The sequence below is a fragment of the Streptomyces nogalater genome, assembly GCF_039532885.1.
Classification (GTDB): domain Bacteria; phylum Actinomycetota; class Actinomycetes; order Streptomycetales; family Streptomycetaceae; genus Streptomyces; species Streptomyces nogalater.
In genome coordinates, this window is sequence record NZ_BAAASM010000005.1 from 48,663 (window position 1) to 63,355 (window position 14,693).

Sequence of the window (14,693 nt, forward strand, 5' to 3'; positions counted from 1 at the left end):
CCGTCCAGGCCGGGCATGCCGAGCGCGCTGCGCAACTGGTCGATGGAGGCGGCGGGGCTGGTCAGCAGGGTGGCGCAGCCCAGTTCGTACAGCACGTGCGCGTGCACCTCGGGCAGGGGCGGCTCCCGCAGCGCGCGTTCCAGGCAGTGGCGGGCCGCGTCCGGCGCGCCGACGGCGAGGTGTTCGCGGGCGGCCTGACGCAGCTGCTCGACGAGTTCCTCGTCCTCGTCCGGGTGCACCTTCAGCAGGTGCCGGGCGGCCTCGGCGGCGCCCCGGCCCAGCTCGGTGATGAGCTTCGCGGCGACGCCGTGCATGGCGGTGCACACCCCGGAGGGGATGGACCGGTAGACGTCGGTGGCGATGAGCGGGTGGACGAACTCCAGCTCCTCGGTGCCGCGTTCGGTGTCGGTGGCCGGTTCGGGGCGGGTGAGGATGCGGGCGGTGCACAGCACGTCGGCGCAGGAGCGGGCGAGGTCGCCGTCCATGGTGGCGAGGCGGGCGACCATGTCGACGGTGATGCCGGTGCCGAGGATGGCGGCGGCCCAGGCGAACCGGGTGGCCTCCAGACCGAGGCCCTTGAGCCGGTCGACCAGTCCGCCGCCGCGGGCCGCGCGGTTGAGGGCGCGCAGCTCCCCGGCGTGTGCCTCGACCGGCTCCAGTTCGCTGTCGTGCACCTTGGCGAGGAGTTCGACGGTCTCGAAGGGGTTGCCGTCGGTGACCGCCCAGACCTCGCGGCAGAACGCGTCGTCGGCGTGCCGGCCGAGCGTGGCCCGGGTGAGGCCCGCGGTGGCGCCGGGGGTGAGGGCGTTGAGGTCGTTGACCGGGCGGCCCGCGGCGGCGGCGGCCGCGTCGAGGTGACGGGCGCCGACCCCGCCGGTCCGGTCGGGTCTGCGGGCGACCACGACGAGTACGGGCACGTCGTCCAGGCGTTCGGCGAACGCGGCGAGCCAGCGCAGGGTCTCGGGGTCGGCCCAGTGGGCGTCGTCGAGGAGCAGGACGAGCGGCCAGGTGCGGCGGGCGATCCTGCGTACGGCGGAGACCAGGCCGTCGCGGACGTAGTGCGGGTCGGCCTTGTCCCCGAGCGGTTCGGTTATGCCGAGGGCGGGGCCGGCGATGTCGTGCCAGTCGCCGAGGTGGTCGCGGACCTCGTCGGGCGGGAGGGACAGCAGTGCGGGCTGGAGCAGTTGGCGCAGGACGTGGAACGGGACGGATCCGAGGGTCTCGGCGCCGCGGGCGGACCAGACGCAGCAGCCGCGGCGTTCGGCCATGCGGCGGATCTCGGCCAGCAGCGCGGTCTTGCCGAGTCCGGCCTTGCCGCGGAAGACCAGCAGGCCGCCCGCCGCGTTCCGGTCGGCGCACAGGGAGTCGAGCGCCGCCGCGACGGTGGCGATCTCGGCGTCCCGCTCCCACAGGGGTGCCGAGCCGGCCGCCGTTGGCCGTCCGTCCGTCATCCGTTCCCTCCCCAGGTCGCCCGCACGGCATACAGGCACCGAGCGTAGCCGTCCGGCGCGGCCCGCGGGGGCGGTCGGGGCAGGTGCTGCCCGGCCGGGTGAAAGACGGTACGCACGGGCGAGTTCGGCCCCGGTGCGGCCGGCGGTGGCGGCGTCGGCGAAACGGGCGGCGGGTCCGTGAGGCGGCTGCCGGCACGGGGATACACGGCGGCGGATCCCCTGGTCCGCCCGACCGGTGCCGGATCCTCTCATCACACTTTCACCGACACCTCATACGGTGGGGGCATGACGCAGGCGACTCCTCCCGGGTGGTACCCCGACCCCGGGCAGACGAACGACGCTCCGCCCACCGAGCGCTGGTGGGACGGCGGGGCCTGGACGGACCGGACCCGCCCGGCGGGCACGGCCGCCCCGTGGGGTCCCCCGGCACCGGGGACGGTCCAGCCGGGCGACCCGGCCGCGGAGGGGTACGGCGGGTACCCGGGGTATCCCGCGTATCCGGCCCAGCCGCCGGCCCGGTCCCGGCGCGGGCTGCGCACCGGGATAGCCGTCGCGGTGACGGCCGCGGTACTGGCGAGCATCGGGGTGGGCGTGTACGCCCTGACCGACGACGGCGGCGGGGGCGACCGCGCGGGGTCGCGGCAGACGCCGTACGGCGGTGACGACGGCCGGGGCCCGCAGGGCGACCCGGGCGGGTCCGGTGGGTCCGGTGGGGGTGCGCCGTCCCCGGGTCCGTCGGGGCCGCCGGAGGTCCGGGGCGGCGGCTCGGTGCCGGACCCGGTCAACGGGATCAGCCTGCCGGTGCCGAAGGGCTGGACCGGGCAGACGATGGGTGCCGGTGCCCAGGTGACCTCGGAAGACTCCTACAAGTGCCCCGGGGAGCCGGCGCAGACCTGCACCGCGGGCGGCGCCTACTCGGCTCCGGCGATGGTGCTGCGCACCAAGGGGGACACCGCGGAGGAGGTCGCCAAGGCGGACATCGCGGCCAACGCCGAGGAGTCCTACGGCGGCACCACCTACGGCGGCATCACCTCGCACGAGGAGCTGGCCTCCGAGGCGGTGACGGTAGCCGGGCAGAAGGGCTACCTGGTCCGCTGGAAGGCGGTCACCCGCAAGGGCGCCGACGGCTACGTCGAGTCCGTGGCGTTCCCCTCCCCCGGCGCCCCCGATCGGATCGTCGTGATCCGCTTCGGCCTGGACGTCGGCCAGAAGCTGTCCGTCGTGGACGAGATCCTGAAGGGGGTCGAGGTCTCGTCGGCCGGCACGGGCACCGGGCAGGCCGTGTAGCCGAGCCGTCGCTCGTCACCGGTGCCGGCTCGCGCTCCCCGGCAGCCGGGGGTCGGACACGGCGCGTTCGGGCGCTCTTCCGGCATCGGTCACCGCGGTCTTGTCGGTTCCGCAGAGCTGGCACCTGACGCGGTCCAGGCGGGAGAGTCGGCCCTTGGGGTCGTACTGGTAGTCGTCCCGTACGGACCCCTGACAGCCGTGGGTGCCGCACGGCGCCGCCCCGGAGAGATGTCCGTAGGGGGTGGAGCGGACGGTCCCGGTGTTGCACTCCAGGCACGGAAAGGGGTGCAGTCCCTCGTCGTTGACCACGTACGCGATCATTTCGGGCAGGTGGCAGTTCGGGCAGACGGCGGCCATGGGGCGTGCTCTCCTTCGATAGCCACGCGAGTGACGTACCGCCAACGACGGCCCACGAGCCGCGGTCACTGCGTGCCGGCGCTCGCGGGAACCGACTGCCGTCCAGGGTGTCGAGGGCCCGAGTCGGCCGGGTGGGGTTCCCCTCCGCTCAAGAGGAATCCCACCCGGCCGGGGGGTGCGCGCCGCCCCCGTCCCCACGGTGCGGCGCGGGCGGGTCGCCGTCCAGTCATCCCGTGAACGGCGGCCCGCGTCTTATCCCAGTCCGAGCGCGGGGAGCACCGCGGCCTCCACGAACCGGACCAGATAGTCGGCGTCGGCGTACTGCCCGTTCAGTACCGGCCGTACACGCAGGACGCCGAACATCATGGCGGGGATGTACTCCAGCGCGGGGTGGTCCGCCGGGACCTCGCCCCGGGCGACGCCCCGGGCGAGCATCTCCTCCAGCGCGGCGATCTCCGGGTGGACCAGCGCCTCGCGCAGCGCCCGGGCCAGTTCCTGGTCCGATGTCACCGCGTGCCCGAGTGCCTGGAGCAGCCGGGTGTCCTGGCCGGACCAGTCGCCCGCGGCCCGCGCGGCCTGGCGCAGGTCCTCGGCGAGGGATCCGGTGTCGACGCCGGCGAACCGCACCCGGCGGCTGGCGCGCAGTGCCGCGGCGACGAACTGGGGCTTGGTCTTCCACTGCCGGTAGAGCGTGGACTTGCTGCACCGGGTGCTGGCGGCGATGCCCTCCATGGTGACGGAGTCGTAGCCGCACTCGCGGATCTGTTCCAGCACGGCGTCGAAGAACTCCCGCTCACGCTCCGGCGTGATCTTGGAGCGGCGCGAGGCGACGACCGTGTCCGGTCCCTCCGCGGCCTGCGACGTCATGCGGTGCTTCCCCTCGCTCGTGCTCTGTCCAGTGTGGCGCACATCAATCGATACGCAAGTGTACCGGTACCCGACCGTATCGGTACACTGGCGTATCGGTACGGCAACGTATCGATGAGTTCCGGCAACCGGCCGGGACGCGCACGCACCACCACACGCACCACCGTCAGCGAAGGGGCCGGGGGATGAACGCCCGAACCGAGCCTGCGGAGGCGGACACCGCACCGGCGACCCCGGCACGACCGCCCCTGATACGTGAGTTCCTGCTGGTCGCCGGGCTCTTCCTGGTCTACAAACTCGGCCGCCGGCTGGCCATCGGCCACACCGGGGAGGCGTTCCACAACGCCCGCCGCGTATGGGACCTGGAGCGGGACCTGCACCTCCCCCACGAGAACGCCGTGCAGTCCGCGCTGCTGCACGGCGACACCCTGGTCCGGCTGGCGAACACCTACTACGCGACCGTCCACTTCCCGGCCACGCTCGCCTTCCTGATCTGGCTGTATCTGCGCCGGCCCGCGCACTACGTCTGGGCTCGCCGGGTCCTCGCGGTGGTCACCACGGCCGCCCTGGTGCTGCCGTTCACCTTCCCGCTGGCCCCGCCGCGGATGCTGACCGGCACCGGCCTGACGGACACCGGCCGGGTCTACGGCCCCTCCGTGTACGGCCCGCCCTCCAGCGACCATCTGTCCAACCAGTTCGCGGCGATGCCCTCGCTGCACTTCGGCTGGGCGCTGATGCTGGCCATCGGCCTGATCGCCGCCACCCGGTCCTCCTGGCGGTGGCTGTGGCTGCTGCACCCGCTGATCACCCTGCTGGTGATCGTGGGCACGGCGAACCACTACTGGCTCGACGCGCTCGTGGCCACGGCCATGCTCGGCCTCGCCCTCGCCGCCATCCATCCGCCCCGGCGCACCGCCACCACGGCGGGACGCGGCACCGGCCTGCCGGTCCCCCGGGAGCCCGCCTTGGCGGGAGCGGGCCGATGAGCGCCGCCGCCCTGGCCGCCCTCGGTCTCTCCCTGGTGTCGGCCGTCGCCTACGCGCTGGCCGCCGTCGCCCAGGAACGCCTGGCCGCGCGCAGCACCGGCACCGGGCTGCTGCGGCTGCTGGGCACCGGCGCCTGGTGGTCGGCGGTCGGGCTGAACGCCGCCGCCGCGCTGCTGCACGTGGTCGCCCTGAAGTACGGCCCGCTGACCGTCGTCCAGCCGCTGGGCGCGCTCACCCTGGTCGCGGCCGTGCCGCTGGGCGCGCGGGCGGCCGGGCGGCGGGTCAGCGCGGTGGAGTGGCGCGGTACGGCGCTCACCCTGCTGGGGCTGGCCGCGCTGCTGGTCGCCGCGTCCGGGCCGGCGCCCTCACGGGTGCTGTCGCTGCCGGCGGCGCTGGTGGTCGCGGGGACGACGGCGGCCGGGATCGGGCTGCTGTGCTGGCCCGGCGCGCGGCCGGGCCTGAGGCACGCGACCGCCTCCGGCTTCGCCTCCGGGGTGGCCTCGGCGCTCACCCAGACGGTGACCGTGGCGGCCACGGACCGCTCGGGTCCGGTGCTGAGCACCGAGGTGATCGTGGGCGCCGTGCTCGTCGCCGCGTTCGCCGTGGGCGGGCTGCTGCTGTCCCAGACCGCCTACCGCGGCGGGCTGGGCGCCCCGCTGGCCGTGGTCACCCTCGCCAACCCGGTCGCCGCCGCGATCATCGGCCTCAGCCTGCTGGGACAGGGGCTGCGGGGCGGGGCCGGCGGGGTGCTGCTGGCGCTGGCCGGTGCCGGGCTGGCCGCCTGGGGCGTGCTGCTGCTCACCCGGGCCGCCCCCGGCCCCGGCGACCCGGCGGACCGGGAACGTCCGATGGCGGACCTGGCACCTCCGGTGGCGGACGAGGAGCATCCGGTGGCGGCCGTACTGGCACTGGAACCGGGCACGGCCACCGCCGAACCGGCCCTCGTCCCGCGGCGGCCCGAGCCGGGCGCGGCCGCGGAGGGACCGGCGCTCGTGCCGCGGCGACCGGAGCAGCCGGGGCATCTCACGGCGCTCTGAGGCGGAAGCGGAATACGGCGGCGGCCGGTGCGCGGGGAGTACCCCGGGCACCGGCCGCACCGCTTCGTGTCCGCTTCCGGCCGGTCAGCCCCAGCCGCGGGAGTCCTGCTTGAGGGCGGTGTCCACGGTCAGCGCCGTCGCCACCACCAGGCTCAGCAGGGGTTCGGGCAGCTGGTAGTGGATCTGCAGGACGTAGTTGTCCGCGGTCGTGAAGAGCGTCTTGGCCAGGCCCTCCCACGTCTTGGTGATCCGGGCGACCTCGTTGTCCGCGTGGTCGACGATCGCGAAGTTCCAGGCCCGCCAGTTCTCCGCCTTGATCGCGCCGACCTGCTGGCCGTTCGCCATCATCGCGAAATTGATCTTGCCGATCATGTTCTTCTGGACGATCTCGCCGATCGGGGAGCCGTCCGGACGGGTCACGATCACCCGGGACTTGAAGATCTTCGCGGGGCGGGTCAGCAGCAGCTGCGGCTGGCCGTGGGCGTCGCGGATCTCCAGCTTGTGGGTCAGGAACTGGTCCAGGCTGGAGACGAAGCGCAGGATCTTGCGCAGGACGCCCTGGCCGACCTGGGTGACCGAGCCGATCTCCCGGCCGCCCTGGTCCATGACCTTGTACTCGTTGGTCAGCTCGATGAGCTTGGCCTTCTGGTTCACGACCAGGACGGGCTCGGTGAAGAGGGTGCCGCCGCCGGCGCCGCCGGCCGTGACACCGGCCTGCTTCTGCACCTGGCGCTGGACCTTGGGGTCGGCGGCGGCAGCCTGCTGCTGCGGGAAAGCGGCCTGCTGGGCCGGGGCCTGCTGCGGCGGAACCTGTCCGGCGGCCTGCTCGGCGGCCGGGTTGGTGTGGTCGGTCCACTGCGTGCCGTCCCAGTAACGGAGCGTGTTCTGCGCTCCGTGCGGGTCCGGGTACCAGCCGGCAGGGGTGTTCGATTGCGTGGTCACCGGGGCACACTACCCTGATGTGACCGGTACCTGACCAGTCCGCACGGAGCGGTGTTCATCGGTCGTTCACCCCGTGGCGATCGCCGGGTCGCTGACGCCGGGCCTGCCGTTCTCCACATGTCCGGCGAACCCGCGCAGGAAGGCCGGGTCGGCGTCCGAGGTCACGGTCAGGTCGTACCAGCGCTTGCTCGCCGCGAGGCTTACGGCCTGCTTCACGGTGGCGCCGGGCCGCACCGTCACCGTGAGCGGGGCGGCGCCGTAACCGTCGGTGACCTTGAGCCGGGCCGTGCCGGAGCCCTTGTTGGTGAACGTCAGCTCGATGCCGTCGCCCGAGTGCCGGGCGGTGACCTCGGGGCCGGCCACCTTGTTGCGGCCCCTGAAGACGCGCAGGAAGCCGTTGGGGCCGTGCACGGTGAGGTCGTAGGTGCCGCCGGAGTACACCGAGTTCCAGGTGTCCGAGAGCGTCTTGCCGGCCTCGGTGGTGTACGTCCAGGGGCCGTCGGTGCGGTTGTCGGACGTGACCAGGAAGGCCGCGCCGGCGCCCGCTCCGGAGGCGAACGTAAGGGTGTACTTGCCGGCCGCCGTGTCCGCCGAACCGTCCACCACCGGGGTGTACTTCAGCGGCCGGGTGGGCCGGCTGCCGGGTTCCTGCCGGGGCAGCGAGCCCTGGGCCGGCGGCTTGGGCACGTAGTCCGGGTGCCGGTTGCCGTCCGGCGGCCGGTAGCCGGCCGTGGAGGGCAGCGCCACCGGCGCGGTGTCCTGGCGGGAGAAGTCGAAGGCGCTCGTCAGGTCGCCGCATACGGCGCGGCGCCAGGGCGAGATGTTGGGTTCCTGGACGCCGAAGCGGCGTTCGATGAACCGGATGATCGAGGTGTGGTCGAAGGTCTCGGAGCAGACGTAGCCGCCCTTGCTCCACGGGGAGACGACCAGCATCGGCACCCGCTGTCCGAGCCCGTAGGGGCCGGCGACATGGCCGCTGTCGCCCTTGAACACGTCGAGCGCGGGGTCGACCGTCGACTTGCCCTGGGCGGTGGAGGCCGGCGGGTAGGGCGGGATGACGTGGTCGAAGAAGCCGTCGTTCTCGTCGTAGGTGATGAACAGCGCGGTCTTCCCCCATACGTCGGGGTCGGCGGTGAGCGCGTCCAGGACCTGGGAGACGTACCAGGCGCCGTAGTTCGCGGGCCAGTTGGGGTGTTCGGTGAACGCCTCGGGGGCGACGATCCAGGAGACCTGGGGCAGCGTGCCCGCCTGGACGTCCGCCTTCAGCCGGTCGAAGAAGCCCTCGCCCTTGCGGGCGTCGGTGCCGGTGCGGGCCTTGTCGTAGAGCGGGGTCCCGGGCTGGGCGGTGCGGTACTGGTTGAAGTAGAGCAGCGAGTTGTCGCCGTAGTTGCCGCGGTAGGCGTCGTTGATCCAGCCCCAGGAGCCGCTGGCGTCCAGGCCGTCGCCGATGTCCTGGTAGATCTTCCAGGAGACCCCGGCCCGCTCCAGGCGCTCGGGGTAGGTCGTCCAGCCGTAGCCCTTCTCCTCGTTGCCGAGGACCGGGCCGCCGCCCTTGCCGTCGTTGCCGGTGTAGCCCGTCCACATGTAGTAGCGGTTGGGGTCGGTGGAGCCGATGAACGAGCAGTGGTAGGCATCGCAGACGGTGAAGGCGTCCGCGAGCGCGTAGTGGAACGGGATGTCGTCGCGCGTCAGGTACGCCATCGTCGTCGCGGACTTGGCGGGCACCCACTTGTCGTACTTGCCGCCGTTGAACGCGGCGTGCCCGTCGTTCCAGCCGTGCGGGAGGTCCTGGATGAAGGCCAGGCCCAGGTCGTCGGCGTCGGGGTGGAAGGGCAGGATGTCCTTGGTGCCGTCGGACTGCTTCCAGACGGACCTGCCGTTCTGGGTGACCGGGCGGGGGTCGCCGAAGCCGCGTACTCCGCGCAGGGAGCCGAAGTAGTGGTCGAAGGAACGGTTCTCCTGCATCAGGACGACGATGTGCTCCACATCGTCCACCGAGCCGGTGCGGTAGCGGGCGGGCAGGGCCGCCGCGCGCTGGATGCTGCCGGCCAGCGCCGTGAACGCCGTGGTGGCGCCCGCGAGCTGGAGGAAGCGCCGCCGGTTGACTTCGGGCATGGGTGAGGGTCCTCTCATCCTGACGTACACCATTGCCGCCAGATGACGGAATGTGCGCGGAGCGAGTGTTCCAAGAGCAGCAAACGTCAGGGAAGGGTGCGGTGGCACGGATGTGAACTCATCGCTACAGGAGGTGTGCGAAACCCGTCGGCCGGGGATGGTCGCGATCATGACAGGCAAGCAGAGGACGGGACAGATGCGGGCGGGACGGTCCGTACGACAGCTTGTTGCCGCTTCCGTGGGCAACGCCGTGGAATGGTACGACTGGTACGCCTACACGTTTCTCGCCACCTACATCGCCGCCGCGGTCTTCCCCAAGGGCACCGGCAACTCCCTGGTGCCGCTGCTGTCGACGTTCGCCGTGTTCGCGGTCGGCTTCTTCATGCGGCCCGTGGGCGGGCTGCTCATGGGCGCGGTCGCCGACCGGCACGGCCGGCGGGCCGCCCTCACCGTCACCATCCTGCTGATGGGCGGCAGCAGTCTGCTGGTGGGCCTGACCCCCACCTACGCCTCGGCGGGCCTCGCCGCCCCGGTGGTGCTGGTCGCCGCCCGGCTGCTCCAAGGGCTGTCGGTGGGCGGCGAGTTCGCGGCCTCGACCACCTTCCTGGTGGAGTCGGCGGGGCCGGGCCGGCGCGGGCTGTTCTCCAGCTTCCAGTACGTCTCGACGACCGCCGGCCAGCTGGTCGCGTCCGGCATCGCCACCCTGCTCGTGAACACGCTCGCCGAACCCTCGATGGACGGCTGGGGCTGGCGGGTGCCGTTCTGGCTCGGCGGGGCGTTCAGCCTGGTCGGCTTCTGGATCCGGCGCGGCGCCGCGGAGACCCGCAGCGCCGCACAGCGGCAGGCGCCGCGGCCGGGCCTGTTCGAGGCGCTGCGCCGCCATCCGCGCCAGTCCCTGCTCATCGCCGGCATCACCGCGGGCGGCACCATCGCCTACTACACCTGGACGTCGTACCTGCCGACGTACGCCGAACTCAACGCGGGCGTCACGAAGTCGGACGCGCTGCTCGCGAGCACGGTCTCGCTGGCCTTCTTCGCCCTGCTCCAGCCGCTCGGCGGGCTGCTGTCCGACCGGATCGGGCGCCGGCCGCTGCTGCTCGGCTTCGGGGTGGGCTTCGCCGTGCTGTGCGTGCCGCTGCTGCACGCGCTGCGCGACTCCTTCGCCGTACTGCTGCTGGTGCAATGCGCGGGCATGGTCCTGCTGACCGGGTTCACGTCCGTCAGCGCGGCCGTCAACGCCGAGGTGTTCCCGCCCCGGGTGCGCGCGGCCGGCATCGGCTTCCCGTACTCCCTCACCGTGGCACTGTTCGGCGGCACGGCCCCCTACGTCGGCACGCTGTTCAAGGACCTGGGCCACTCCGGGCTCTTCCCCTGGTACGTCGCCGCGCTGTGCCTGCTGTCCTCCCTGGTGTACCTGCGGCTGCCGGAGACGGCCCACCGGGAACTGGAGCGCTGACGCGGGAGCCACGCCCCGGCGGCCGGGCGGCCGGACGCGGGCGGCGCAGGCCGGTGCCGCCGGGCAGGGACACGGTCGCGGTGTTGCCGGTGGCCGGGTCGAAGCGGTGGCCCTGGGCGCCGGCCATGGTCGTGCGGGCCGTGCCGCCGGTGCTGCCGAGCACCGTGACGGTCCGGGTGCGCGCGCCCCAGGCTGCGGACGGCGGCAGCCGCTCGCGTAAGTGCGCCGGGACGCGGACATGGCCGGAGGACGGGGCGTGCTTACCCCGGGGCGGGGGCGGTTCGAGTCCGGCGTCCGGCGGGCCGTCAGACCTCGGGGGCCGGGACCGCCGTGAGGTGGGAGGCGGCGCCCCGGGCCCGGCGGGGACGGCGGGCCGGCGCGGCGGGACGGCGGGACTCCCGCAGCACCATCGTCAGACGCCGGTAGCCCAGCTCCCGCAGCGCCTGCGGCGCCTCCTCCACGATGCGGCACTCGGTGCGCCCGTGGCGCGGGTCCGGGTGGTGCAGGAGCCGTACGGCGCCGTCGAGCCGGGTCGCGGCCTCGCCGACGGCGCGGATCCAGTGCGGCAGGCCGTGCCGGTAGGCGGCCTCCATGATCGGATCCTGGGCGATCTCCCGGCGCACGGCCTGGAGTTCCTGGTCGTGGCCGTAGGACTCCAGCGCGGTGCGCAGCTGGGCCAGCATCGGCAGGCACCAGGCCGGCTCGTGCTCGCCGAGGATCTCGCCCGCGTCCGGGTGGAACAGCACGAACCGCAGGAAGTTCTCCCCCGGCATGGCCGTCGGATGCGGGCGCACACCGCCGAACAGCGCCTCGAACGCCCGGTTCGCCATGACCACGTTCCACTGGTGGTCGACGACCAGGGACGGGCACGACATGTACTCCAGCAGCGCCCCGTAGTCCTGGAGGTACGCCTGGGTGTCGCAAGTGTCGGGGACGGGCCGCGGTGCCGACCGCTGCCCTCCTGCCTGATGTGCCATCGGGAGGTCACCCCTCTTGCCTCTGCGGCCTTTCACGCGGCGATGCGATCCTGCTGCCCAGGCAAGAGTCATGTCAACTATCGTGGCATTTCATGCCGGTTGACGGCTGAAATTCGCCACAGTTGTGGCGACACCTGGATGTGGGTTCCGGACACCGGCTAGTCTCCGGGAAGTTCACGGCGACCGCTCGTGAGAAGCACGGACGCATCTGAAGCCCTCTTTAGAGACGTAGGAGTTCTGTCGGTGACGGATGGCTACGAGGATCCGGGCGCCTCGGCGACCGCCCAGCTGCCGGCCGTCGTCGCCCGCGTCACCGCGCTCGCCGACCGCCTCGGCGTCCCGCACGCCGAGGTCTTCGACGTCGGGCGGCTCTCCATCGCCTGCGGGGTGCCCGAGCCGGTGGTCAGGGCCCTGCTCAGCGGCCGGCCGGCGGGCGAGCCGGACGTCCAGGCCCGTTTCCTGCAGCGCCTCGACCTGCTGCGCCGCACCCGGCTGAAGCCGGGCGGACGCCGGTACACCCAGCAGGAGATCGCCGACGGCGCGGGCATGTCCCGGCAGCAGGCCGGCGCCCTCATCAACGGCGACCGGCGGCCCACCATGGAGCACTGCGACGCGTTGCAGCGCTTCTTCCGGGTGCACGCGGGCTTCCTCACCGCGGAGGACCCCGAGGCGCTGGCGGGCGCGTTGCAGCGCGTCGAGCAGGAGCTGCTGCAGAAGCTCGCGGACCGGGAGCGGGCCGACGTCGAGGCCGCGGAGGATCCGCTGGAGCGGCTGCTCCAGGACCACGGGGTGCGCGGAATCGCCTGGCGGGCCGCGCAGTTGCCCACCGACCAGCACCGGGACAAGGTCGCGGAGTGGCTGGACATGCTCCTGGAGAGCGTGAAGCGGCCCGAGTCGTAAACGGCGGCCCTGGGGCCGCCGCGCCGGTGACGGGCCGTACGGCGCGCCCGGGGACGGCCGTTTCCCCCGCGCGCCTGCGCTGAGCGGGCGAACGCGGGCCGAGCCGGACGGGATTGTCAGTGGCGGGCGGCAAGCTGGGGGTGTGCGCCGCAGGACGCGGTGCACGGCGCCGCAGGGCGCGTGACCGTGACGCCTACCCGGGGAGAGCCGACCGATGCCCACCGCCGTACTGACCGATCGTGAGCGCACCGCCGTCCAGGCGTATCTGCGGCTGCTCCACACCGTGCGCGCCGCCCTCGACGGACCGGCGGACGGGGGCCGGCCCGCCGTCGTCCCGCCCACGGTCCTCGCCGAGGCCGAGCGGGCGCTGGCCCACGCGGGACTGGCGGGCAACGAGGCGGAGTTCTTCCGCCTGCTGCGCCACTGGTACCCACCCGCCTGACGGCCCGGCGCGGGGCGGGGCGGGGCACGGGCTGTTGCCTCCAGGGGACGGCGGACGGGGACCGTACGGTGCGCGAGGCACGGACCGCGGGGGCGCGGGGCGCGGGCCGTGGGGGGGCGGGGGGCGGGCCGTGGGGGGGCGGGGGGCGGGGCCGTGCGGTACGCGAGACACCGGTCGTCGGGAACGCCGGGACCGTGCGGCAGCGAAGCACGGCCGTCGGGAACGCCGGGACCGTGCGGCAGCGAAGCACGGCCGTCGGGAACGCCGGGACCGTGCGGTGCGCGCGGTGCCGGCCGTCAGGGGCTCGGCGCCGGGGACGCGTGCGGTATGACGACGGACGTCGCCACCACTCCGTTTCCGACGATCCAGCGACCCTCGAAGGTCTGGAGGCGCCGGCCGCCGACCAGGGGGCCGGGCACGAGGAGTTCGGCGCGCAGGGTGCCGAACGGCTCGCCGCCGGTGTCCGGGTGCAGGGTGATGTCGGCCTCGGAGAAGTCCAGCCACTTGCGGGTCAGCGGGAACCACGCCTTGTAGACGGACTCCTTGGCGCTGAACAGGAGCCGGTCCCAGTGCACGGTGGGCCGGCGCAGGGCCAGTTCGGCGAGGCGCGTGGACTCGGCGGGCAGGAACACGGAGTCGCCGACGCCCTCCGGGAGCGGCCCGTGCGGCTCTGCGTCGATACCGAGGGAGACGAGGTCGGTGGCGCGGACCAGCGCGGCGGCGCAGTAGCCGTCGCAGTGGGTCATGCTGCCGACCAGCCCGTCCGGCCACAGCGGGGCGCCCCGCTCGCCGCTGAGCACGGCCCGCGGCGGCACGCCGAGCTTCTCCATGGCGCGCCGGGCGCAGCCGCGCACGGCGGCGAACTCACGGCGCCGCTTGGCCACCGCGCGCACGACGAGCGCCTCCTCCGCCGGGTAGAGCGGGGTCTCCCACAGCGGGTCGTCAGTGTGCGCCTCCACGGCCACGACCGACTCCGGGAGCAGCTCCTCGATCACCTGCTTCGACCTCCATCGGCAGGATGCGGCGCAGCCTTCCCGGCGATTCCGAGCGCTTGCGCCATTCGCGGGGGTAACCCACGGAGACCTCCATGAAGCGGACTCCGTCGTGCCAGGTGGTGCGGGGGATGTGCAGATGGCCGTAGACCATGGTGGCGACCCGGAACCGGCGGTGCCAGTCGGCGGTCAGCCCGGTGCCGCACCACATGGCGAACTCGGGGTGCCAGAGGATCTCGGTGGGGTGCCGGTCCAGCGGGTAGTGGTTGGCCAGCACGGTCGGGAGGTCCTCGGGCAGCTCGGCCAGCCGGCGCTCGGTCTCGGCAACCCGGGCCCGGCACCACGCCTCACGGGTCGGGTAGGGGTCGGGGTGCAGCAGGTACTCGTCGTTGCAGACGATGCCCGTGCCCTCCGCGTAGGCCAGGCCCTCCGCCTTGGTGGCGCAGCCGGCCGGCAGGAACGAGTAGTCGTACAGCAGGAACAGCGGGGCCACGACGGCCGGGCCGCCGGCGCCGCGCCACACGGGGTAGGGGTCCTCGGGGGTGACGACGCCCAGTTCCCGGCAGACCTCGACCAGGTGTTCGTAGCGGGCGACGCCGCGCAGGGTGACCTCATCCCTGGGGTGGGTCCACAGCTCGTGGTTGCCGGGCGCCCACAGCACCTTGCGGAAGCGGCGCGCGAGCGTGCCGAGGGCCCAGCGGATGTCGGCCACGGTCTCCGCGACGTCGCCGGCCACGATCAGCCAGTCCTCGTCGCTCTCGGGTCGCATGCCCTCCACGAGGGCGCGGTTGTCCGGATAGCCGATGTGCAGGTCGCTGATGGCGAGCAGTTGTCCGGCACCGGCCGTCGACTCCACCCCGCGCACCCCTTTCCGATCATCCGAT

13 protein-coding genes and 1 pseudogene are annotated in these 14,693 nt (G+C 73.4%); 6 read left to right on the forward strand and 8 right to left on the reverse strand.

The window, feature by feature from the left end:
- Positions 1 to 1,451, reverse strand: a pseudogene (locus tag ABD350_RS05705) (ATP-binding protein); the annotation flags it as partial.
- A 285-nt stretch (positions 1,452 to 1,736) separates the two neighbouring features.
- On the opposite strand from ABD350_RS05705, the gene ABD350_RS05710 reads away from it, so the two are divergent.
- The gene (locus ABD350_RS05710) at positions 1,737 to 2,738 is read left to right on the forward strand and encodes a DUF2510 domain-containing protein (RefSeq protein ID WP_344346647.1); all 1,002 of its coding nucleotides are present in this window, start codon (positions 1,737 to 1,739) and stop codon (positions 2,736 to 2,738) included.
- A gap of 15 nt (positions 2,739 to 2,753) precedes the next feature.
- Here the strand turns inward: ABD350_RS05710 and ABD350_RS05715 are convergent, their stop codons facing one another.
- Both ABD350_RS05715 and ABD350_RS05720 read right to left on the reverse strand, forming a co-directional pair.
- Positions 2,754 to 3,095: a hypothetical protein gene (locus ABD350_RS05715; RefSeq protein ID WP_344346648.1), complete on the reverse strand. Its 342-nt coding sequence runs from the start codon at positions 3,093 to 3,095 to the stop codon at positions 2,754 to 2,756.
- A 252-nt stretch (positions 3,096 to 3,347) separates the two neighbouring features.
- A complete protein-coding gene (locus ABD350_RS05720) occupies positions 3,348 to 3,962 on the reverse strand; it encodes a TetR/AcrR family transcriptional regulator (protein ID WP_344346649.1) in 615 nt (204 codons plus the stop codon).
- Between the two features lie 185 nt (positions 3,963 to 4,147).
- Between ABD350_RS05720 and ABD350_RS05725 the strand changes: the two genes are divergently transcribed.
- Together ABD350_RS05725 and ABD350_RS05730 are read left to right on the forward strand one after the other, a co-directional pair.
- Positions 4,148 to 4,948 carry a phosphatase PAP2 family protein gene (locus tag ABD350_RS05725; RefSeq protein WP_344346650.1) on the forward strand — a complete coding sequence of 267 codons (801 nt, stop codon included), beginning with the start codon at positions 4,148 to 4,150 and terminating at the stop codon, positions 4,946 to 4,948.
- Positions 4,945 to 5,985 carry a DMT family protein gene (locus ABD350_RS05730; protein WP_344346651.1) on the forward strand — a complete coding sequence of 347 codons (1,041 nt, stop codon included), beginning with the start codon at positions 4,945 to 4,947 and terminating at the stop codon, positions 5,983 to 5,985. Before ABD350_RS05725 ends, ABD350_RS05730 begins: the two co-directional genes overlap by 4 nt.
- 84 nt (positions 5,986 to 6,069) lie before the next feature.
- On the opposite strand, the gene ABD350_RS05735 is transcribed toward ABD350_RS05730, so the two are convergent.
- Positions 6,070 to 6,927: an LURP-one-related family protein gene (locus tag ABD350_RS05735; protein ID WP_344346652.1), complete on the reverse strand. Its 858-nt coding sequence runs from the start codon at positions 6,925 to 6,927 to the stop codon at positions 6,070 to 6,072.
- Between the two features lie 66 nt (positions 6,928 to 6,993).
- A complete protein-coding gene (locus ABD350_RS05740) occupies positions 6,994 to 9,042 on the reverse strand; it encodes a phosphocholine-specific phospholipase C (protein WP_344346653.1) in 2,049 nt (682 codons plus the stop codon).
- Positions 9,043 to 9,199: 157 nt separating this feature from the next.
- On the opposite strand from ABD350_RS05740, the gene ABD350_RS05745 reads away from it, so the two are divergent.
- Entirely contained in the window at positions 9,200 to 10,498 is a 1,299-nt protein-coding gene (locus ABD350_RS05745) for an MFS transporter (RefSeq protein WP_382466806.1), read from the forward strand.
- Positions 10,499 to 10,803: 305 nt separating this feature from the next.
- On the opposite strand, the gene ABD350_RS05750 is transcribed toward ABD350_RS05745, so the two are convergent.
- On the reverse strand, positions 10,804 to 11,475 hold the full coding sequence (locus ABD350_RS05750) for an MmyB family transcriptional regulator (protein ID WP_344346655.1): 672 nt from the start codon (positions 11,473 to 11,475) through the stop codon (positions 10,804 to 10,806).
- Positions 11,476 to 11,718: 243 nt separating this feature from the next.
- Here ABD350_RS05750 and ABD350_RS05755 point away from each other — a divergent pair, with 243 nt between their 5' ends.
- The gene (locus tag ABD350_RS05755) at positions 11,719 to 12,375 is read left to right on the forward strand and encodes a helix-turn-helix domain-containing protein (RefSeq protein ID WP_181798509.1); all 657 of its coding nucleotides are present in this window, start codon (positions 11,719 to 11,721) and stop codon (positions 12,373 to 12,375) included.
- Positions 12,376 to 12,589: 214 nt separating this feature from the next.
- Entirely contained in the window at positions 12,590 to 12,817 is a 228-nt protein-coding gene (locus tag ABD350_RS05760) for a hypothetical protein (RefSeq protein WP_344346657.1), read from the forward strand.
- A gap of 296 nt (positions 12,818 to 13,113) precedes the next feature.
- Here ABD350_RS05760 and ABD350_RS05765 read toward each other — a convergent pair whose 3' ends face one another.
- Positions 13,114 to 13,812, reverse strand: a complete 699-nt coding sequence (locus tag ABD350_RS05765) for a 4'-phosphopantetheinyl transferase family protein (protein ID WP_344346658.1) — start codon at positions 13,810 to 13,812, stop codon at positions 13,114 to 13,116.
- Complete coding sequence (locus ABD350_RS05770; RefSeq protein ID WP_344346661.1) at positions 13,760 to 14,665, reverse strand: metallophosphoesterase family protein; 906 nt, start codon at positions 14,663 to 14,665, stop codon at positions 13,760 to 13,762. Before ABD350_RS05770 ends, ABD350_RS05765 begins: the two co-directional genes overlap by 53 nt.
- Positions 14,666 to 14,693 lie beyond the last annotated feature (28 nt).